The organism is Rhodococcus sp. 15-725-2-2b (genome assembly GCF_002259075.1).
In the GTDB taxonomy this organism is placed as follows: domain Bacteria; phylum Actinomycetota; class Actinomycetes; order Mycobacteriales; family Mycobacteriaceae; genus Rhodococcoides.
In genome coordinates, this window is sequence record NZ_NPFL01000006.1 from 305725 (window position 1) to 325421 (window position 19697).

19 protein-coding genes are annotated in these 19697 nt (G+C 64.8%); 8 read left to right on the forward strand and 11 right to left on the reverse strand.

The window, feature by feature from the left end:
* Nucleotides 1-5: 5 nt before the first annotated feature.
* From CH306_RS07175 to CH306_RS07195, 5 genes are read right to left on the reverse strand one after another with little or no spacing between them, the layout of a single operon-like run.
* Entirely contained in the window at nt 6-296 is a 291-nt protein-coding gene (locus CH306_RS07175) for an MSMEG_0570 family nitrogen starvation response protein (protein ID WP_032396776.1), read from the reverse strand.
* Nucleotides 289-1182 (reverse strand): carbon-nitrogen hydrolase family protein, encoded by an 894-nt coding sequence (locus tag CH306_RS07180; RefSeq protein ID WP_094629172.1) that lies wholly within the window; start codon nt 1180-1182, stop codon nt 289-291. The genes CH306_RS07175 and CH306_RS07180 overlap by 8 nt, the downstream gene beginning before the upstream one ends.
* Nucleotides 1179-2594 (reverse strand): MSMEG_0567/sll0787 family protein, encoded by a 1416-nt coding sequence (locus CH306_RS07185; protein WP_094646422.1) that lies wholly within the window; start codon nt 2592-2594, stop codon nt 1179-1181. Before CH306_RS07185 ends, CH306_RS07180 begins: the two co-directional genes overlap by 4 nt.
* A gap of 1 nt (nt 2595) precedes the next feature.
* A complete protein-coding gene (locus CH306_RS07190) occupies nt 2596-3651 on the reverse strand; it encodes an MSMEG_0568 family radical SAM protein (RefSeq protein WP_094646129.1) in 1056 nt (351 codons plus the stop codon).
* Between the two features lie 9 nt (nt 3652-3660).
* Nucleotides 3661-4185, reverse strand: coding sequence for an MSMEG_0572/Sll0783 family nitrogen starvation response protein (locus CH306_RS07195; protein ID WP_027495238.1), 525 nt, complete (start codon nt 4183-4185; stop codon nt 3661-3663).
* 272 nt (nt 4186-4457) lie between these two features.
* Between CH306_RS07195 and CH306_RS07200 the strand changes: the two genes are divergently transcribed.
* From CH306_RS07200 to CH306_RS07210, 3 genes are all read left to right on the forward strand, one after another.
* Nucleotides 4458-4838 carry a hypothetical protein gene (locus CH306_RS07200; protein ID WP_045197472.1) on the forward strand — a complete coding sequence of 127 codons (381 nt, stop codon included), beginning with the start codon at nt 4458-4460 and terminating at the stop codon, nt 4836-4838.
* Complete coding sequence (locus CH306_RS07205; RefSeq protein ID WP_032396780.1) at nt 4831-5235, forward strand: hypothetical protein; 405 nt, start codon at nt 4831-4833, stop codon at nt 5233-5235. Before CH306_RS07200 ends, CH306_RS07205 begins: the two co-directional genes overlap by 8 nt.
* A 231-nt stretch (nt 5236-5466) precedes the next feature.
* Nucleotides 5467-6783, forward strand: a complete 1317-nt coding sequence (locus tag CH306_RS07210; RefSeq protein WP_094646130.1) for an HNH endonuclease signature motif containing protein — start codon at nt 5467-5469, stop codon at nt 6781-6783.
* 98 nt (nt 6784-6881) lie between these two features.
* Here the strand turns inward: CH306_RS07210 and CH306_RS07215 are convergent, their stop codons facing one another.
* Complete coding sequence (locus CH306_RS07215) at nt 6882-7310, reverse strand: type II toxin-antitoxin system Rv0910 family toxin (RefSeq protein ID WP_032396781.1); 429 nt, start codon at nt 7308-7310, stop codon at nt 6882-6884.
* Between the two features lie 60 nt (nt 7311-7370).
* Here CH306_RS07215 and CH306_RS07220 point away from each other — a divergent pair, with 60 nt between their 5' ends.
* The 3 genes from CH306_RS07220 to CH306_RS07230 all read left to right on the forward strand — a co-directional run bounded on the left by CH306_RS07220 (nt 7371) and on the right by CH306_RS07230 (nt 12167).
* The gene (locus CH306_RS07220; RefSeq protein ID WP_094646131.1) at nt 7371-9641 is read left to right on the forward strand and encodes an ATP-dependent DNA ligase; all 2271 of its coding nucleotides are present in this window, start codon (nt 7371-7373) and stop codon (nt 9639-9641) included.
* A 228-nt stretch (nt 9642-9869) separates the two neighbouring features.
* Nucleotides 9870-11084, forward strand: coding sequence for a lipase family protein (locus tag CH306_RS07225; protein ID WP_094629168.1), 1215 nt, complete (start codon nt 9870-9872; stop codon nt 11082-11084).
* 87 nt (nt 11085-11171) lie between these two features.
* On the forward strand, nt 11172-12167 hold the full coding sequence (locus CH306_RS07230) for an iron-siderophore ABC transporter substrate-binding protein (protein ID WP_094646132.1): 996 nt from the start codon (nt 11172-11174) through the stop codon (nt 12165-12167).
* A gap of 36 nt (nt 12168-12203) precedes the next feature.
* On the opposite strand, the gene CH306_RS07235 is transcribed toward CH306_RS07230, so the two are convergent.
* The 4 genes from CH306_RS07235 to CH306_RS07250 form a co-directional block, all read right to left on the reverse strand.
* Nucleotides 12204-14069, reverse strand: a complete 1866-nt coding sequence (locus CH306_RS07235; protein ID WP_032396785.1) for an ABC transporter ATP-binding protein — start codon at nt 14067-14069, stop codon at nt 12204-12206.
* 110 nt (nt 14070-14179) lie between these two features.
* Nucleotides 14180-16495 (reverse strand): endopeptidase La, encoded by a 2316-nt coding sequence (gene lon, locus CH306_RS07240; RefSeq protein WP_094646133.1) that lies wholly within the window; start codon nt 16493-16495, stop codon nt 14180-14182.
* Nucleotides 16496-16604: 109 nt separating this feature from the next.
* Nucleotides 16605-17306 carry a type 1 glutamine amidotransferase domain-containing protein gene (locus tag CH306_RS07245; RefSeq protein ID WP_094646134.1) on the reverse strand — a complete coding sequence of 234 codons (702 nt, stop codon included), beginning with the start codon at nt 17304-17306 and terminating at the stop codon, nt 16605-16607.
* 65 nt (nt 17307-17371) lie between these two features.
* Entirely contained in the window at nt 17372-18154 is a 783-nt protein-coding gene (locus CH306_RS07250; protein WP_094646135.1) for a putative protein N(5)-glutamine methyltransferase, read from the reverse strand.
* Nucleotides 18155-18217: 63 nt separating this feature from the next.
* On the opposite strand from CH306_RS07250, the gene CH306_RS07255 reads away from it, so the two are divergent.
* Both CH306_RS07255 and CH306_RS07260 read left to right on the forward strand, forming a co-directional pair.
* Nucleotides 18218-18616, forward strand: a complete 399-nt coding sequence (locus CH306_RS07255) for an MmcQ/YjbR family DNA-binding protein (RefSeq protein ID WP_045197485.1) — start codon at nt 18218-18220, stop codon at nt 18614-18616.
* Between the two features lie 55 nt (nt 18617-18671).
* Nucleotides 18672-19478 (forward strand): pentapeptide repeat-containing protein, encoded by an 807-nt coding sequence (locus tag CH306_RS07260; RefSeq protein ID WP_094629163.1) that lies wholly within the window; start codon nt 18672-18674, stop codon nt 19476-19478.
* A 3-nt stretch (nt 19479-19481) separates the two neighbouring features.
* Here CH306_RS07260 and CH306_RS07265 read toward each other — a convergent pair whose 3' ends face one another.
* A complete protein-coding gene (locus CH306_RS07265) occupies nt 19482-19691 on the reverse strand; it encodes a DNA-binding protein (RefSeq protein ID WP_094646136.1) in 210 nt (69 codons plus the stop codon).
* Between the last annotated feature and the right edge of the window lie 6 nt (nt 19692-19697).

Below are 19697 nucleotides of genomic sequence, written 5' to 3' on the forward strand. Positions count from 1 at the left end.
TCCGGTCACAGCAGTTCAGCTCCCGACATACTCAGTACGCGAACGGCACCGGCCTCGTACGAGGTACTGACACCGTGGATCTCTTCCATCTGCTGCGCGGCCGAGGTGCACCGCATGCCGAACTTGGCGAGAACTCGATCGCTGGCGATCGTCAACGCCTCCGACGTCCGCTGTACGAACTCCGCCACCGGGTACTCCTGCCCGGGTGTCAGATAGTCGTGCATCACCAGAGACGGTGAATAGCAGGACTGTTCGCGACCATCGGGCCATCGGACGAGGAACGACATCTCAGGCATGGATCGGCTCCTTCGTGATGGTCCGATACACGGAGGGGCGGCGATCACGAAGGTTGTACATGCCGCCGCCACGTGCCGCGCCGATGAGTGCGGCGACGTCGACGGTGGCCGTGGCCAAGCCCGGTTCGACGCCCGTTCCGGCGAGGATCTCTCCGCCGGGTCCGACGATCTTCGCGCTGCAGACGAATCGAAGCGATCCGAAGGTGCCTGCCTGATTGGCTGCGACCCAGACGATCTGGTTCTCGAGAGCGCGGGCTCGGTCGTAGATGTCGAACCGCTGTTTCCACCGGTCCTCTTCCATGTTCTCGACGGTCGCGGTGCGGGCCGTCGGCCAGGCGGAGATGGACGCGACGATCTCGGCTCCGTCGAGCGCGAGTTCCCTTGCTGCCTCGGGGAATCCCTTGTCGTAGCAGATCTGCATGCCCATGCGGCCGATCGGAGTGTCGAAGGCGGAGTAGCTGTCTCCCGCGTCGTAGCAGAGGTTTTCACCCAGCGGCTGATGCACCTTGCGGTAGGAACCCAGAATGCCGCTGCCGTCGACCGTCACGGCGGCGTTGTAGCGGGTATCGCCGTCCTTCTCGCAGAAGCCGAACGTGATGACGGTGTCGCCCGCCATGTCGATGACCCGCCTGATCTCGGGTCCGTCGAGTTCGAGGGCCGGGGGCAGTGCTTTCAGTCGACGCTGTCGCGATTCCTCGGTCTCGTCGCCGCCACCGAGGCTCGGCAGGTAGCCGCCGAGGCAGGCCTCGGGTAGGACGAGCAGTTGGCTGCCGCGGTTGCGTGATTCCTCGAGCAGGGCGGCGATGGTGGCGTAACCCTGTTCCATGTCGCGACCGAACTCGGCTGCGGCGACAGAAATGGTGACGGGCTTCGGGTGGGTGGTCATGCTTCTCCCAATCCGGTCACGGTGGACGTGACCGCGCGAGTGGTGATTCCGTCGGGCCATCGCAGCGCGACGCCCGGAATGTCGGTGAGCTCTCCGCAGACTGCGGACAGGGCAGGTCCCGACGGTGCAGTGGGTGCACCGGGACGGTCCGCGGTGATCATCGCGAACCCTGGAAAACACGTGATCCATTCACCCATCGACGCTGCGTCGGGCTTCGGTATCGAGGCGATGTCGAGTACGGCACCGGTTCCGCTCGCCTCGGCGAGCATTCCGGTGGTGCCGGCCAGGCCCGCCATCGAGACGTCCTTGGCGGCCTTGGGTGCGGTGCGGGCTACGAACGACGCCATTTCCGTCAATTCGTCGGAGTTCCGGCGAGAAGACGAATCCCATTGCTGCCCATGGTATCCGCGCCTCCACTCGCCCTCGACGTCTGCGGTGAGCGTCAACCGATCGCCGACGCTTCCGCCGCCGGCACGCACCGGTCGAGAGGTCCGCCCGAGTGCGGTGACCGACAGCGATGACGGCACCCCGGCCTGAGTGTGGCCGCCGAGTACCGGGACCTGCCATGCCGCAGAGGCATTGGCGAGACCACGGATGATGCGGGTCAGCCGACTCTGGGTGGGGGCTCCGACGGAATCGAGCATTCCGACAGCGCGCGCACCCATCGCCGACAGGTCGTTCAGATTGACCAGCGCCGCGCACCAGCCGGCCCACTCCGGATCACGATCGACCATGGAAGGGATGATGGCATCGCACGCGGCAATCATGTCGCTACCTGGTACCGGAACGCCGTCGTCGCCGCGAAAACCTCTGGCTCCGAGCCCGAGTGGCTGCGCCTTCAGAGGTGCGAGCACCCCGGCCAACATTGCCTTGGTCGACGAGACGAGTCGTTCGATGCGGTCGATCGGCCAGTACATCGCAACGTGCGGTGTGTTGGCCACCTCGACGTCGCCGCGGCGAATCCACCCGAGGCGGGTGAACAGTTGCTCGTTGCGCTTCTGCACCGTCGCGTCGAAGCGAAGTACGCCTCGACTCTCCGCATGGGCGCAGGCTGCCCGAACCAGGGCGGGCCCGACGCCGGACGTACGCGCCGCGGCGGAGACCACGAGGCGGCTCCCGGCCCACCACCCCAGATCCGTTGCGGTACAGGGTGCCAGCCGCACTCCGCCGAGCACTGTACCGTCCCGATCGGTGGCGACCAGAACGACTGCGCGGGAATCGTCGTCGACGTCGTCGTGATCGGTGCCGGCGAACAGGCCCTGCTCGGCAACGAAGGTCGCTCTCCTGAGGGCACGATAGGCGTCCAACTGCGCTGCGCTTTCGCACGGTTGGATGATGAACCTCGGCTCGACGACAGTGGTTGCAGTACCGGACAATCCGGCAAGGTCGCCCGCTTCTACGACACCGAACATGTCAGCCTCCCGCGTTCTGCAGAACGCTGCACGCACCGCATGCCGCGCAGCCTGCCTTCTGATCGGATCCGAGCATCGCCGCGGCCTGGAGTTCCTTGGCGACGCGTCGGGTGACGTTTTCGAGGACGTCCCGGTCGGGGGCACTCGCTCGGTCCACGTCCACCGCCAACGTTCCGGCGAGCGGACGGAACGGAACGACGAAGGGGTAGACACCCATGTCGATGAGTTCCGCTGCCCCGGACACCAATTCGTCCGGATCCTCGCCGAGCCCCACCAGAATGTACGTCGAGACCTGGTTGCGTCCGAAGACACGAACCGCTTCTCTCCACGCAGCGCGGTACTCGTCCATCGAGACCGATGCCTTGCCCGGCATCCACCGGCGTCGAACGTCGTCGTCGAGGGATTCGACGTGGATGCCGATGGATTCGGCACCGGCGTCGTACAGATCCTGAATTGTCGAGAGGTCGCCGGGAGGTTCGCACTGCACCTGGATCGGCAGCTGCGGAACCACAGCCTTGATGGCTCGCACGCATCGAGCAAGGTGACGGGCACCGCGGTCCTTGGCGGCCGAGGTGCCCGTCGTCATGACCATCTGCGTGACGCCGTCGAGCCGCACCGCAGCCTCGGCCACCTCGGCGAGCTGCGCCGGGGTCTTGACGGCGATCGTGTCGCCGGCGTCGAGCGACGCCTCGATGGAGCAGAAACGGCAGCGTTGATCCGCGTCGTAGCGGATGCAGGTCTGCACCACGGTGGTCGCGAGAACGCTGGAGCCGTGCAGCTTCGCGATCTTCTCGTAGGCGATACCGTCGGCGGTTTCCAGGTCGTAGAACTTCGGACGGTCGACGGCCTGCACGTCGAGCCCGATGTCGTTGCCGTCGAACAGCACTCGACCCTCTTCGAGGACGTATGGACTGAGCGGATTGCGCGGGATGGCTGCGCCGAGGCCATCGATCGTGACATGCCCGTCGTCGCTCGGCCCGGCGCCTGCCGTTCTCGAGACCGGCGTGGATCCTCGGATACCGAGCAACGCCAGATCTACACGCGTACTGACCGACACGGTGCGCTCCTAGACCATGTAGGTCGAGTTGATGATGGCACCCTTGCGCGCGTAGTGGATCAGCGCGTCCTGCACGTCCAGGGGGTGGGCCGGGATGACGCCCTCGATCAGGTCCTCTTCGCGACCGCCGTGCAGGGCCAGTCCGAAGCGGCAGCAGAACACGGTGCCACCCTCGGCGATGAAGGTCGCGAGCGAATCGTTGATGTTCTGCTCGCCCGGGAACCCGGAGTCACCGGTGGTGGGAAAGCCGCGAGTGGCAAGGCAATTGATGGCACCGGGACCGTAGAAGTACATGGCCGACTCGAAGCCCTTGCGCAGAGCGCGGGTCGCCTGGAGTACCGCGACGAACGACACAGAGGACTCGTGGGCGATGCCGTGCACCAGCGTGAAGTAGCTCTCGCCATTCTCGGCCTTGTAATCGGGGAAGATCTTGGTGGAGCCGTAGATGTTGCTGCCCTTGGGAAGTGAAGGGTGCGGAATCTCTTCGAGGGACTTCTTGATGTTCTCGGCGATGGACTGGTCGAGATCTGACACTGGTGTCTCCTGAGGTTCGCGGAACTGGCTGAATGCAGTGGGCAACTACTCGAGATGCGGTGGACACCGATGGCCACCTGAGGAAGAGAGGTCATGTCCGGCGAGAGAGCGGATCCTCTGCGGCCGTGGAACAAGTACAAGCCCCATCCATTTCCGATTGGTCACACCCGGAACAACGCCGTGTTTCGAGGGCCTCACAGTGTTGACGTGGCGTTACGCGGATAGTGTGGAGGCTGCATCACCCATCCACCACGAACTTGACGAGGAACTCGATGATCGGCGCCGTCACCGGCTTGTTGTATGCGTTGTCCCTGGTCGTCGGTGTCTGGGTGCTCGCGAAGCTCGTCATGAACCGACCGGTTCTGCTGAAGAACAAGTCCGATCGCGCACTGTTCTGGACCATCGCGGCCACCGAGGCCGTCGTCGCGCTGCAGGCCGTCATCGGGTTCGTCATGATGTTCACCTCGGACCGCGAGATACACCGGCTGACATTCGGGTCCTACCTCGTCGGGCTGTTGTTCCTTCTCCCCCTCGGCACGTGGTGGTCTCTGGGCGACCGCTCGCGCGGCGGCACTGCCGTACTCCTCGTTGCCGTCCTCACCCTCGCGGCCATGGTGCTGCGCCTGAGCCAGATTTGGGCCGGATATGCCTGACAACCTCCAGCAAGCGACGCGCACCGGATTCGGGCGCTTCCTCATCGCCGTCTACGCCGTGTTCGCCGTCGCCGCGACATCACGCTCGATCGTGCAACTCACCACGCGATTCGACGACGCACCGGTGGCGTACCTGCTCTCGGCGTTCGCTGCTGTGGTCTACATCGTCGCCACGGTAGGACTGGCCCGAGCAACAGAAGCGTCTCGACGAGTGGTGACGGTCTCCTGCATCATCGAACTCGTCGGAGTCATCGGCATCGGCACGCTCAGCTACATTCAGCCCCAGGACTTCCCGGAGCCGACGGTGTGGTCGCACTTCGGATCCGGATACGTCTTCATCCCGGTGGTGCTCCCCATCGCAGGACTGTGGTGGTTGCGAAAGACCCGACAGCTCTAGGGGTCCGTCACCGGACACACGGAAAGTCTCGACCGTCGTGAATACGTAGGCCGCTCCGGAGAACTTCCAACCGTGAAGCGCTGGGATCCGGGTTACGGACTCGGAGTCCCTCGATGCTCGGCCTTATCACGGGGTACCGACAAGTTCGGATCAGCGAATAGTTAAGCAGGACAACAGTTTTCGATTCAACCATGATTGCCAGTCGAACGCACGTTCGATACACTTCATGGCATGACCACAGCGATCTGGCAACTGAGCGAGGCAGAACTCCTCGCCGACGCCGCCACGGTCTCCCACCAGATCCAACTGCTCGAAGCCCGACGCATCGCCCTCGTCGCCGAAATCGACACCCGCGTCTCCCGCGAAAAACTCGGATTCCCCGGCCCCGCCGGCTGGCTCACCTCCACCACCCTGCTCTCACCGTCCAAAGCCACCAAGATCGTCGCCCTCGCCCGCGGACTGAAGAACTTCCCCGACATCGCCGACGCCGTGAACACCGGCGTCATGACCATCGACCACGCCGCGCTGATCCTCACCTTCGCCGAAACCCCACCGAAGAACCTCCCCCCAGCAGGCCAAGACATCGCGCGCAAAGCGATGATCACCGCCGCCACCGCACCCGAAGCACGCACAGGCCGCATCCGCGAAGCGATCACCAAACTCCACGACACCTACGGCGGAAAGACACCACCCGCCGACGACACCGACCGCAACGAACTCTTCGCCTCCAAGACCTTGAACGGGCGGCTGGTACTCAAAGGAGACTTCGATGCCGTCACCGGCGAGAAACTCCTCACCGCACTCTCCCCGCTGACCGAACCACGACCCGACCCCGACGGCACCCAAGACGATCGCAGCCCCGCCAAGCGCCGCGCCGACGCCTTCGGACACATCCTCGACCAATACCTCGCCTCCAGTAACCGCCCCACCGAAGGCGGTGAACGCCCGCACCTGAACCTGCACATCACCCTGCGCGATCTCACCGACCTCCGCGACAATGCCGACGCAGACGACATCGCCGACGACGAGAACACCCGCGCTGCAGACGAATCCGACACAGATCCAGTTACCGCAGATCGTGGCGCGTACCGGGACCTGTTCGGTGACGGCACTACCGTCGGGTGGCTCCCCTGGATGGGACCACTGTCGCGCAACACCTCCCTCCAACTCGCCTGCGACTGCCTGCTCACCGCCATCGTCATGGACGAGAACGGCAACCCACTCAACCTTGCCCGCACCGCACGCACCGTCACCGCCAAACAACGCAAAGCCCTCATCGCGAGAGACCACACCTGTGCTTTCCCCGGCTGCGGCAAACCCGCCGCCTGGACAGAAGCGCATCACATCCGGCACTGGGCCGATGGTGGCCCCACCGACATGAACAACCTCGTCCTCCTGTGCGGATTCCACCACCGACTCCTCCACCACTCCGATTGGGAAGTGTTCATCGGCACCGACGGCCACCCGTGGTTCGTGCCACCGGCCACCGTCGACCCGTACCGACAACCCCGACCATCCCACGCCCGAGCAGGCCCCCACATCGCCTGAGCCTGCCCACACGAACCGCAGAAACAATCCAGCCCCGCACCGAGAACACGGTGCGGGGCTGGAAGAGATTGTCGTGCAGCTAGTTCAACGAAAATCCGTCAGCTCAACGCCGCCAGGTTCGCAACGGATTTCTTCACATCGGTATCGAGTGCTCGCGCCACCACCGATCCCACCGGACCGAACAGCACACCCCCGCCGAACTTCGCATCGAGCGTCAGCTCCGATCCACCCTCGGCCTCACGTACATGGACCGTCAGCGAGATTCGCACTCCACCCTTACCTCGGCCGGACATCTCGATCAGCTTGGGCTCGTCGTACTCCGTGAAGGTCCAGTTGATCGTGTTCTTGAAGCCCTTCACCTTCACCAGCGACTCCACTTCGGTGCCCTTGCCGACCTTCTTGGGCGGTGGGCTGCACCATCCACCGTGGATGGTCATCCACTCGTCGAACCGATCGAGTGCGGAAGCTTTGTCCCACGCACCCTGCGGATTCTCGGGCATCTGTACTGAGACACTGATCGTCGCCATAAGAAAAGAGCCTGTCACAACTCCCCCGCATCTTCAGACGGCGGCCGTTAACCTGAGACGATGGCCACCCTCGAGATCGATGGTCGCAAGGTCTCCGTCACCAACCTCGACAAAGTGCTGTTCCCCGAAACAGGGACCACCAAGGGCAACATCATCGAGTACTACGTTGCCATCGCGCCTGCGATGCTTCCTCACCTCGTGGGCCGAGCGGTGACCCGTAAGCGTTGGCCCAACGGCGTGGACCAGTCGTCGTTCTTCGAGAAGAACCTTGCCGCCTCCGCACCCGACTGGCTCGATCGGCGTTCGATGCAGCATTCCGACCGCGTCGTCACCTACCCATTGTTCTCCACTGCAGCCGATCTGGCCTGGCTCGGTCAACAAGCGGCCATCGAAGCGCACGTGCCACAGTGGCGGTTCGACGGCACCGAAGCCGGACCGGCCACCCGCATGGTCTTCGACCTCGATCCCGGCGACGACGTGGATCTCGCGCGATGCGCCGAAGTAGCCTGCGAGATAAGGGATCTGATCGGCGATATCGGGATGACCGCATATCCGATCACCAGCGGCAGCAAGGGAATCCACCTGTACGTGCCGCTCGAAAAACCGCTGTCGACCTCCGGCGCGTCCACGGTCGCCAAGCGTGTTGCCACGCTGCTCGAAGAGCGCTCGCCGGACCGGGTCACGGCCACGATGGCAAAGGCGAAGCGAACCGGGAGGGTATTCGTGGACTGGAGCCAGAACAACGGCAAGAAGACCACGGTCGCCCCGTACTCTCTCCGTGGACGAGCGCTCCCCACGGTCGCGGCACCACGCACCTGGGACGAGCTGGAAGCATCGGGGCTGCAACAACTTCGATTCGAAGAGGTCCTCGAGCGATTCCAGGACCTCGGCGATCTTCTCGCAGAGCTGGACCCCACCGTCGACTCGGCACCCGAAAGTAGTTCTGCCACGGACAAACTCGTCAAGTACCGCAGCATGCGTAGCGCCGACAAGACCCCCGAACCGATACCGACCGCCACCGAACCGCAGGGCAACAACGACACGTTCGTGATCCAGGAACACCATGCCCGACGGCTGCACTACGACTTCCGACTCGAGCACGACGGCGTCCTGGTCTCGTGGGCCGTCCCGAAGAACATCCCGGTGGACCCGAAGCAGAACCGGCTGGCGGTACACACCGAGGACCACCCACTCGAATACGCGTCGTTCTCCGGTCGGATACCCAAGGGCGAGTACGGCGGTGGCGACGTCTCGATCTGGGACAGCGGAACCTACGAACTCGAGAAATGGCGAGAGGACGAGGTCATCGTCGTTCTGCACGGAAAGAAGGCGACCGGGCGCTTCGCCCTGATCCACACCAAGGGCAATCAGTGGCTCATGCATCTGATGAAGGACGCACCCGACAAGCCCGAGCCGAAGAACATCTCGCCGATGCTCGCCACCGCGGGCGACATCCTCGATCTCCCGGACGACGAGTGGTCGTTCGAGGGCAAGTGGGACGGGTTCCGCATCATTGCAGAACTGACGCACGGTTCGATGACGCTGCGCACGCGAAGCGGTAACGACTACACCGAAAAGTTCGGCGCACTCCAATCTTTCGCAGATGACCTGGCCGAGCACGACGCCATCGTCGACGGAGAAGTCGTGGTATTCGACGACGACGGGGTCAGTAGCTTCGAGAAACTGCAGAACGCCACCCGTGACCAGATCCGATTCATCGCGTTCGATCTGCTTCACCTCGACGGCACGTCACTGCTGCGCAAGAAATACTCGGATCGACGACGGCTGCTCGAACTACTGACCACAGGACTCGACTCGGTGCTGGTGCCACCGCGGCTGACGGGGACCGCTGCGGACGCCATCGCCGAAAGCAGAGAACGAGGCTGGGAAGGCGTCGTCGCCAAACGAACCGACTCCGTCTATCAACCCGGCAAGCGCGCCCACACCTGGATCAAGCACAAGAACTGGCGGAGTCAGGAGATCGTGATCGGCGGGTGGCGTCGGGGGCAGGGTCGTCGTTCCGGTGGGTTCGGCTCACTCCTGATGGGCATTCCCGACGGGGACGGATTGCGATACGTAGGGCGCGTCGGAACCGGGTTCGACGACCGTGCGCTCGATACGCTCGCTGCCCTCCTCGCGCCACTCGAGGCGTCGGACAGTCCCTTCTCCTCGGTGCTGCCCGCGGCCGATCGGAACGGAGCGGTGTGGGTCGAGCCGGTGCTCGTCGGCGAGGTGCGGTACTACGAGGCCACGGAATCCGGCCATCTGCGGCATCCGAGCTGGCGCGGTCTCCGCCCGGACAAGGAACCGAAGGCGGTGCATCGGGAATGACGAGAAATGCCTCGGGTGAAAAACTTGGACCCGGTCGGAAAAACGAGGATAGGTAACGTTCGGTTGCCATAAAATGAGCCGATGCGTACCGTTGCGCCCATCGTTTCCGGGGGGAGCGTAACAACTCGAGCATCATCAGCTATAACGGTTTGCGGGCCGGCTCTACGGGGGCTTGCCAGATCGCCGCAGCGCTCGTCGCTTCGGTTCAGGCACGGAGGGGTTTACCACATGCGGGTTCTCAAGTTGGCAGGCGCTGTCAGCATGACGGCGGTTGCAGTTCTGTGTTCGTCACTCGTCGGCGCAGGTCAAGCTGCTGCTACGCCGCTGTACCCGACGCCGATCGCCGACGGCTTCTACGCACCGCCAGCCGATCTCGATGCGCTCGCTCCGGGCGACGTGATCTCCAGCCGCCCGATGCCACCGCCGCCCGGATTCTTCGGCGTGGACGTGTGGCAGTTGAAATTCCGCTCCACCAATTCGGCCGGCGATCCCATCGCCGCAATCAATACCGTCTTGGTTCCACAAAACAAAGCACCGAACGGCCCTTTACTTTCTTACCAACACATCATCAATGCACTCGGTCTCGAATGTGCACCTTCACAAGCGCTCTGGACCAACGATCCCAATTTGATGATTCGTGAGGCGCCCGCTCTGAACGCAGTACTGCAGCGCGGGTGGACGGTCGTCATCGCCGATCACCTCGGACCCAACAGCGCATACGGTGCAGCCAAGCTCGGCGGGCAGATCGTGCTCGACAGCATTCGCGCCACTCAGCGCTTCGATCCCATCCAGGTTCAGCAGAGCCCCGTTGCGTTGGCCGGCTACTCCGGCGGCGGAATGGCCACGGCATGGGCAGCCGCGCTTCAGAACGACTACGCGCCCGAGCTGAACATCGTCGGCAGCGCGAACGGTGGCGCTCCGATGAACCTCGAGCGGATGGCCCGCGATCTCGGTTTCGCCCCGCACCCCATGTTCGGTCTGGCGTTCGCTGCCGCGCTCGGTATCGAACGCGAGTACCCCACCCGCATCCCGATCAGCTCTCAGCTCAACCCGCTCGGCAAGGAGATCGAGAACAAGATCCAGAACGGGTGCACCAACGACATCATCGCCGCGGGCGCGGGTAAGAGCGCCATGGAGGTCGCAGGCACGCTGGACCTCATCAACAGTCCGGAAGCGATCGCCGCCGTCAACGACAACAGCGTCGAGCTGTATCCCGGTGTACCGAAGGCACCGTACTTCGAGTGGCACAGCCCCACCGATGCGTTGATCCCGGTCAGCGCCATCGACAACACGATCGCCCGATACTGCCGCGCCGGAGTGCTCGTGACCGAGGTGAAGGTGCCCAGCAACGATCACCTGACCGCTGCCGTACTCGGCCTGCCACAGGCCCTCGAGTGGATCGACCAGCGATTCGCGGGAGTGCCGGCCACGACCAACTGCTGATCGCGCCGCCCGACCCCCTCGCACATGATCGACGCATCGGTGGGTCGGTTAGGCTAACCTCGCCAACTTCAGTTGCGAGGAGATCACATGAAGAAGACCGTCCAGCTCGTGGCCGCCGGTGCGTCCGTCCTGGCTCTGGCAGCGGGCTGTTCGTCCGATGCCGACACCGACGCATCCGGTGGCCCCGGTAGCGCCGCCGGCTTCCCCGTCACCATCGAGCACCGTTTCGGTGAGACCGTCATCGACGCCGAACCCACCCGTGTCGTGACGATCGGCTTCAACGAGCAGGACTTCGCACTCGCGCTGGGCGTCAAGCCCGTCGCGACACGCGGCAACCTGAGCTACGACTACCGACAGCGCCCGTGGGCTCGAGCAGCCCTGGGCGGAACCGAGATTCCCGAAGTCGGCAGTACCGACCTCAACCTGGAGCAGATCGCGGCGCAAGCACCCGACCTGATCCTCGGCCCGTACTCCTTCATCGACCAGGGCCAGTACGACACCCTGTCCGGGATGGCCCCCACGATCGCCGACATCGGCGGCTACGACGACGTACCCGCCGCAACCTGGCAGCAGGAGTTCGCCGTGGTCGGCGAAGCCCTCGGCAAGTCGCAGGAAGCCCAGGATCGAACGGCCGAGCTGGAGCAGAAGTTCGCCGACACCGAAGCCGCGAACCCCCAATTCACCGGCAAGTCACTGTCTCTCGCGTTCGTCATGGACGACGGCAGCTACCTGCTTCTCGGCAAGGACGACATCCGCGCCCTGTTCTTCACCGACCTCGGCTTCGAGATTCCCGACGCCTCCGAGACCATCAGTGCGGAGAACCTCGATCGACTCGACACCGACGTCCTCGTCATCGCCGGCCAGAGCCGCGAGCAGCTGCAGGCCAACCCTCTGCTCGCCGCCCTCGACGTCGTCCGGCAGGACCGCACCGCCTACATCGGCTCCTTCAGTACGGACCTACCCTCGGCCCTCGGATACTCGAGCCCACTCTCGCTGGACTACGCGATCGACGGATTCACCCCGATGCTCGCCGCCGCAACCGACGACGACCCAGCAACCGTGGTCCCGGACCCGGTTCCGTAGGGTCACTCCGCAGGCTCCGATCCCGGCTTCGCAGGCTCACTCCGCCTGCGCGAATTGCGTCCGATGCAGCTCCTCGTAGCGGCCTCCTGCTGCGAGGAGCTCGTCGTGGGTGCCGCGCTCGGCGACTCTTCCGTCCTCGATCACCAGGATCACGTCCGCAGCTCGGATGGTCGACAGCCGGTGCGCGATGACAACCGACGTCTTGCCTTCCAGCGCCTCGGCCAACGCGGCCTGCACCGCGGCCTCCGACGTCGAGTCCAACGATGCCGTTGCCTCGTCGAGGATGACCACTCGCGGCTGTGCGATCAGCAACCGCGCGATCGTCAGGCGCTGACGCTCACCACCGGAGAGTCGATACCCGCGCTCGCCGACGACGGTGTCCAGACCGTCGGGCAGGGAGCGCACGAGGTCCGCGAGCCGCGCCCTCGAGAGCGCATCCCACAGTTCGTCGTCGGTGGCGTCGGGACGCGGTAGCAACAGATTCGACCGAATGCTCTCGTGGAACAGGTGCCCGTCCTGGGTCACCATTCCCACTGTGCCGCGGACGGATTCGGCCGTCAGGTCCCGCACATCGACGCCGCCGAGCCGGACCGAACCGCCGTCGACGTCGTAGAGCCGTGCGATCAACTGCGCGATCGTGGACTTGCCTGCACCGGATGTGCCGACCAGCGCAACCATCTGGCCGGGTTCGGCTCGGAACGACACACCGTGCAGAACCTCCTCTCCCCCGCGCGAATCCAAGGTGGCGACCTCCTCGAGCGAGGCGAGCGATACTTTGTCCGCGGACGGGTACGCGAACCTGACATCATCGAGTTCGACGGCCACCGGCCCGGGCGGTAGCGCTGTCGCGTCGGGCTTGTCGGCTATCAACGGAACGAGGTCGAGGACCTCGAATACTCGCTCGAAGCTCACCAACGCGCTCATGACCTCCACGCGGGCGCTGGCCAGCGCGGTCAGGGGTGAGTACAGCCGGGCCAACAGAAGTGACAGTGCCACAACCGAACCCGGGTCCAGAGTCCCACGGAGGGCGTAGAAGCCGCCCAATCCGTACACCACGGCGAGCGCCAGTGCCGAGACCAGTGTCAGCGCGGTGACGAACACCGTCTGCACCATGGCACTGCGCACTCCGATATCGCGCACCCTGGCCGCCCGGACCGCGAACTCGACCGATTCCTGTTCGGGATGCCCGAACAACTTCACCAGGGTTGCTCCCGGTGCCGAGAAACGCTCGGTCATCTGCGTACTCATCGCCGAATTGTGCGCTGCCGCTTCCCGTTGCAGCCGCGCGAGGCGTCGACCCATCCGGCGCGCAGGAAGTACGAACACCGGCAGCAGAACCAGTGCGAGAAGGGTGATCTGCCAGGAGATTCCGATCATGACCACCAACGTCAGTACCAGGGTCACGAGATTGCTGACGACACCGGACAGGGTGGTGCTGAATGCGCGCTGCGCTCCGATCACGTCGTTGTTGAGTCGACTCACCAACGCACCGGTGCGGGTTCGCGTGAAGAATGCGATCGGCATCCGTTGCACGTGGTCGAACACGGCCGTCCGCAGATCCAGGATCAGGCTCTCGCCGATGTTCGCCGAGAGCCATCGGTTGATCAGACCGACCACAGCGTCCACCAGAGCAATCCCTGCGATCGCCGATGCAAGCAGTACCACCACGCGTAGCTCTCGCCCGTCGACGATCGCATTGACCACCCGCCCCGCCAAGACCGGTGTGGCCACCGCGAGAACGGCCAGAGCCACGCTGAGCACCAGAAACCCGCCGAGTGCGCGGCGATGCGGTGCCGCGAACGTCAGGATCCTGCGGGCCGTCTCCTTCGAGAACGACGACTGGGTGTCGGGCCTGTTCATCGTGCGATACATCTGATTCCAGGCGGTCATCTCCATGCTCATCCCACCAACGTAGAACCTCGACACGACTCGAGGTCAAGCGCGGCACCCGAGACCGACGGGAGGGGCAGGCGGCCGAGCCACCTGCCCCTCCCACGACGATCACCGCGGCGCTATGCCGCAGCAGTTGCCGTCGCCGGCTCCAGTGCGAGCGCGAGAATATCCGCGACGTCGGTCATCGGACGAACATCCAACGCCTCCAACACCTCTGCGGGTACGTCGTCCAGATCCGGCTCGTTGCGCGCCGGAATGAACACGGTCTTCAGTCCCGCACGCTGCGCAGCCAGCAACTTCTGCTTCACCCCGCCGATCGGCAGCACCCGACCGTTCAACGTGACCTCACCGGTCATGCCGACATCCGAGCGCACCGGACGCCCGGTGGCCATCGACACCAGGGCGGTCACCATCGTCACACCGGCCGAAGGACCGTCCTTCGGCACCGCGCCCGCCGGAACGTGCACGTGAATTCTCCGATCCAGAGATTCCTGCGTGACGCCGAATTGCGCTGCGTGCGAGCGCACGTAGGACAGAGCGATCTGTGCGGACTCCTTCATCACGTCACCGAGCTGGCCGGTGAGCTCGAGCCGGGAGTCGCCTTCGGTCGCCGCGGCCTCGATGAACAGCACATCTCCGCCGAGTCCGGTGACCGCGAGACCCGTTGCCACTCCTGGTACTTCGGTGCGCTCGTGCGCCTCGGGTGTGAACCGCGGGCGACCGAGGTACGGCACCAGGTCCGGCTCGTCGATCTTCAGGACACCGGTGGTGCCCACCAGCTTCGTCGCCACCTTGCGAAGCGCCTTGGCCAGCAATCGCTCGAGTTGCCGCACACCCGGCTCACGGGTGTAGTCGGCCGCGATCTTGCGCAGCGCGGCGTCGGTGACCGTCACCTCCTCGGATGTGATTGCCGCCCTGTCCATCTGACGGGGAAGCAGGTAGTTCCGGGCGATGACGACCTTGTCGTCCTCGGTGTAGCCGTCGATGGTCACCAATTCCATACGGTCGAGCAACGGCCCGGGAATCTGGTCGATCACATTGGCGGTAGCGAGAAAGACCACGTCGGACAGGTCGAGGTCCAGATCGAGATAGTGATCACGGAACGTGTGATTCTGAGCCGGGTCCAGCACCTCGAGCAACGCAGCACTGGGGTCGCCGCGATAGTCCGAGCCGACCTTGTCGATCTCGTCCAGCAGGACAACCGGATTCATCGATCCCGCCTCGCCGATGGCCCGCACGATCCGGCCCGGCAGCGCGCCGACGTAAGTACGACGGTGCCCGCGGATCTCGGCCTCGTCGCGGACGCCGCCGAGAGCGACACGTACGAACTTCCGACCGAGTGCACGTGCGACCGACTCACCCAGTGAGGTCTTGCCGACTCCGGGCGGACCTGCGAGCACCATGACGGCACCGGACCCACGCCCACCGACCGACTGCAGTCCACGCTCGGAGCGACGGGCCCGGACGGCCAGGTATTCGACGATACGATCCTTCACGTCGTCGAGTCCGTGGTGGTCGGCATCGAGAACCGCACGCGCCGAATCGATGTCGTTGTTGTCGGTCGTGGTGTTGTTCCACGGCAGATCCAGCACGGTATCGAGCCAGGTGCGGATCCAGCCCGACTCGGGGTTCTGATCGCTGGCCCGCTCGAGTTTGCCGACCTCGCGCAGCGCCTGTTCGCGCACCTTCTCGGGTAGATCCGCTGCCTCGACGCGGCCGCGGTAGTCGTCGGCACCGTCGGGCTCGTCCTCGCCGAGTTCCTTGCGGATGGCCGCCAACTGCTGCCGGAGCAGGAACTCCTTCTGAGTCTTCTCCATGCCCTCGCGGACGTCACCGGAGATCTTGTCGTTGACCTCGACTTCGGCGAGATGAGCCTTGGTCCACTCGATGAGTGAGGTCAGACGCGTTGCCACGTCCGGGGTTTCGAGAAGGTCCCGTTTCTGCACGTCGGTGAGGTACGACGCGTAGCCGGCCGTGTCGGCGATCGCGCCCGGGTCGGTGAGTTTGTTGACCGAGTCGATCACCTGCCACGCATCTCGGCGCTGCAGCATCGCAACGACGAGTTGCTTGTACTCGGCCGCCAGGGCTTTGAGGTCGTCACTCGGGGGCACATCTGCAACGGTCTCGGCCTCGACCCACAGGGCGGCACCGGGTCCGCTGACTCCGTGGCCGATGTGCGCGCGGCGCGTGGCCTTGATGACAGCGGCCGGGCGGCCGTCTGCGAGGCGTCCCATCTGCACGATCGTGGCGAGGACTCCGTATGCGGCGTAGCGGTCCTCGAGACGCGGCGCGACGAGCAGCGTGCCGTCGTTGCTCGCCTTTGCGGCGTCGACGGCGGCACGCGCTGCCTCGTCGAGTTCTACGGGCACCACCATGCCGGGCAGGACGATCGGGTCGGTCAGGAACAGTACGGGGACACGAACGGTTTCGGTCACTTCTCCTCCAAAGGATTGAGCTATAGAGGCTCAACTTCGAAAGCAGTAGTGATGTTCCCGCCGATGTTCCTTGTTCTCCGTGGGCAGAACGCCGACCGCCCCGCACCGGTTACTTCAGCGCGCTGACCAGCTTCTCCGCGAGGGGACGCGTCGACGCCGGGTTCTGACCGGTGTACAGGTTCCGGTCGACGACGACCTTTGGTGCCCACGCGTCGGTGGAGTCGAACTTCGCGCCGTTCTCGCGCAACCGGGACTCGAGCAACCACGGAGCCTTGTCGGCGAGACCTGCTTGGGTCTCCTCTTCGTCGGTGAATCCGGTGAGCTCGTACCCGTCGAACGCCCAGGTTCCGTCGCTGCGGACGGCGGGGAGCAGGGCGGCAGGCGCGTGGCACACCGCGGAGACCACCTTGTTGGAGTCGAGGAAGTCGATCACCAGTGCCCCGAAGCTCTCGGAGACGGCGAGGTCCTCCATCGGCCCGTGACCACCGGGCACGAAGACGACGTCGAAGTCGGACGCCTTCTGCTCCTCCAGCTTTGCGGGCGAGGACAGGATCGACTCGATGGAGGCGAGGTAGCTCTTCTGATCCGCCACCTTCTCCTCGTCGCCGCCGTTGGCATCGACGGCCAAGCTGCCTTCGTCGACGACCGGAGCCTTACCGCCCGGCGTCGCGACCGTGATATCCCAGCCTGCGTCGACGAACGTGCGATGGGACTCGACGAGCTCCTCGGCCCAGTACCCGGTGGGGTACTTGCTTCCGTCGTTCAGGGTCCAGTGGTCGGCAGCGGTGACTGCGAACAGCAATGTTGTCATGGTCGAACAACCTCTCGTCGTCGGTATCTGGTCCTGCATGCCACGCGGGAGCCCGATCGAAACCCTCACCGACTCGGAGTCGAACCGATCACCACGACGGCATCGAGTGCCTCGGATTCGTCGATGCGACCGGTGAAGCCGGCGTCGACTACAGCTCGTAGCGTCGAATGTGCCAGTGCTGCACTGGTTTCGATGAGGAGGTAGCCGCCGGGAGCCAGCCACTGCGGCGCACCGACCGCGACCCGACGATGAATCCCGGCACCGTCCGAACCACCGTCGAGCGCGATGTGCGGCTCGTGGATGCGCGCCTCTCGTGGCATCAGCCCGATGTCGGCCGTCGGAACGTAGGGCGCGTTGACGACGATCGCGTCGAATCTGCCGCGCATCTCCGGCGGCAGGGCGTCGTACAGGTCGCCGCGATGTACGTGACCGACCGGTGCCGTGCCCACGCCTGCGGCGACATTGCGCGATGCACACCGAACCGCCACCGCGTCGACATCGGCAGCATGCAACTCGGTGACACCGTCGACCGACAGGCCTATCGCCCCGGATCCACAGCACAGGTCCAGTAACACCGAAGGATGCAGCGCTGCAGCACATTCGACGAGAAATTCGGTTCGCCGGCGAGGTACGAACACGCCCGGTTCGACGGCGATGCGTCGACCACAGAACGCGACCCAGCCGACGACATGCTCGAGCGGTTCGCCGGCGACGCGGCGTGCGAGCATTGCGGTCAGCTCCGCCGGGGTCGACGCGGACTCGACGAGAATGTCGGCTTCCTCGTCGGCGAACACGCATCCGGCTCTGCGCAGCGAGGACACCACCTCGCCGTACTCGAGTTCCGACATCGACCGTGCCTTCCGGAGTGCTTTTCGCCCGCCTGCCCGCCCGCTGAAATACTGTAGTCCGGTATGTCGCACGACAGGACGAACTGGGAAGCCGCTGTCCGACGGATGTGCTTGGCCCTGCCCGAGACCTACGAGGAGCAGGCATGGGTCGGGACACGCTGGCGAGTTCGCGGGCGCACCTTCGCCCACGTTCTCGAGATCCTCGACGGCGCCCCGCCTGCATCCGCCGCAGCCGCCGGCACCGACGGTCCGGCTCACGTGCTGATCTTTCGCTCCAGCGGAATCGAACTCGACGCACTGTCCGCCCGTGCCGGGTTCTTCAAGCCCGGATGGGGTCCGCAGATCATCGGAATGCTGCTCGACGAGTCCGTGGACCGGACCGAACTCGGCGAACTGATCACCGAGAGTTACTGCGATCGCGCCCCGAAGAAGCTCATCGCACTGCTGAATCGACCGGAGTGACTGCCGCGAACAAACTCGCTTGACGCTGCCTCGCGTCGGGGGACAGAGTGGCCGCATGCGCGCGCCCGAGAACTTGCTGGCCGATTGCGGCAGTTGTTTCGGACTCTGTTGCGTCGCTCTGCCCTTCGCGAAGTCGTCGGACTTCGCTGTCGACAAGGCCGCCGGCGAGCCGTGCCGGAACCTCCTCGGGGACTCGCGGTGCGGCATTCATTCGACGTTGCGGGAGAAAGGCTTTCCCGGGTGCGCGGTGTACGACTGCTTCGGTGCGGGCCAGAAGGTATCGCAGTCCACGTTCGCCGGACGCAACTGGCGGCAGCAACCGTCGAACTCGTCGGAGATGTTCGCGGTGTTCCCGATCATGCGTGATCTGCACGAACTGCTGTGGTACCTCGCGGATGTGCGTGACCGGGATTCGACTGCGCCGCTGCACAATCGGATCGGCCACGAGTACGACGAACTGGAGGCGCTGACCGAGTCGGCTCCCGAGGTTCTACTGTCGGTCGACGTCTCCGGGCTGCGTTCGCGAATCAACGAGTTGCTGATCGAGGCAAGCGATCTGGTTCGAACCGAAGTGAAGGGCAAGAAGAAGAACTACCGCGGCCGCGACCTGATCGGCGCACAGCTTGCCGGCGCGGACCTGCGCGGAGCGAGCCTGCGCGGTACGTATCTCATCGGGGCCGACCTGCGCAGGGCGGACCTGCGTCTGGCCGACATGATCGGCGCGGATCTCCGGGGTGCCGACCTCCGCGGCACGGACATGCTCGGCAGCATCTATGCCACGCAGTTCCAGATCGGCGCGGCACGTGGTGACCGAGCAACACGGCTACCCGAATCCTTGGCCCGTCCCAGTCATTGGGCCTGAACTTCAGCCGAGCGAGCGACCGGTCTGCTCCAACGCCGCTTGGACGACCGTCAACGCCTTGGGACCGACACCGTGCAGTTTCTTCAGCTCGGCCGCGGGCACCCCCGCAAGATCGTCCAGGCACATGTATCCCGCCGCGCGGAATGCCCGAGACGCAGGATTTCCGGTGCCCTTCGGAAAGTCCGGACGTTCGTCGGCTTCTGCTCTGCTCACGGGCAA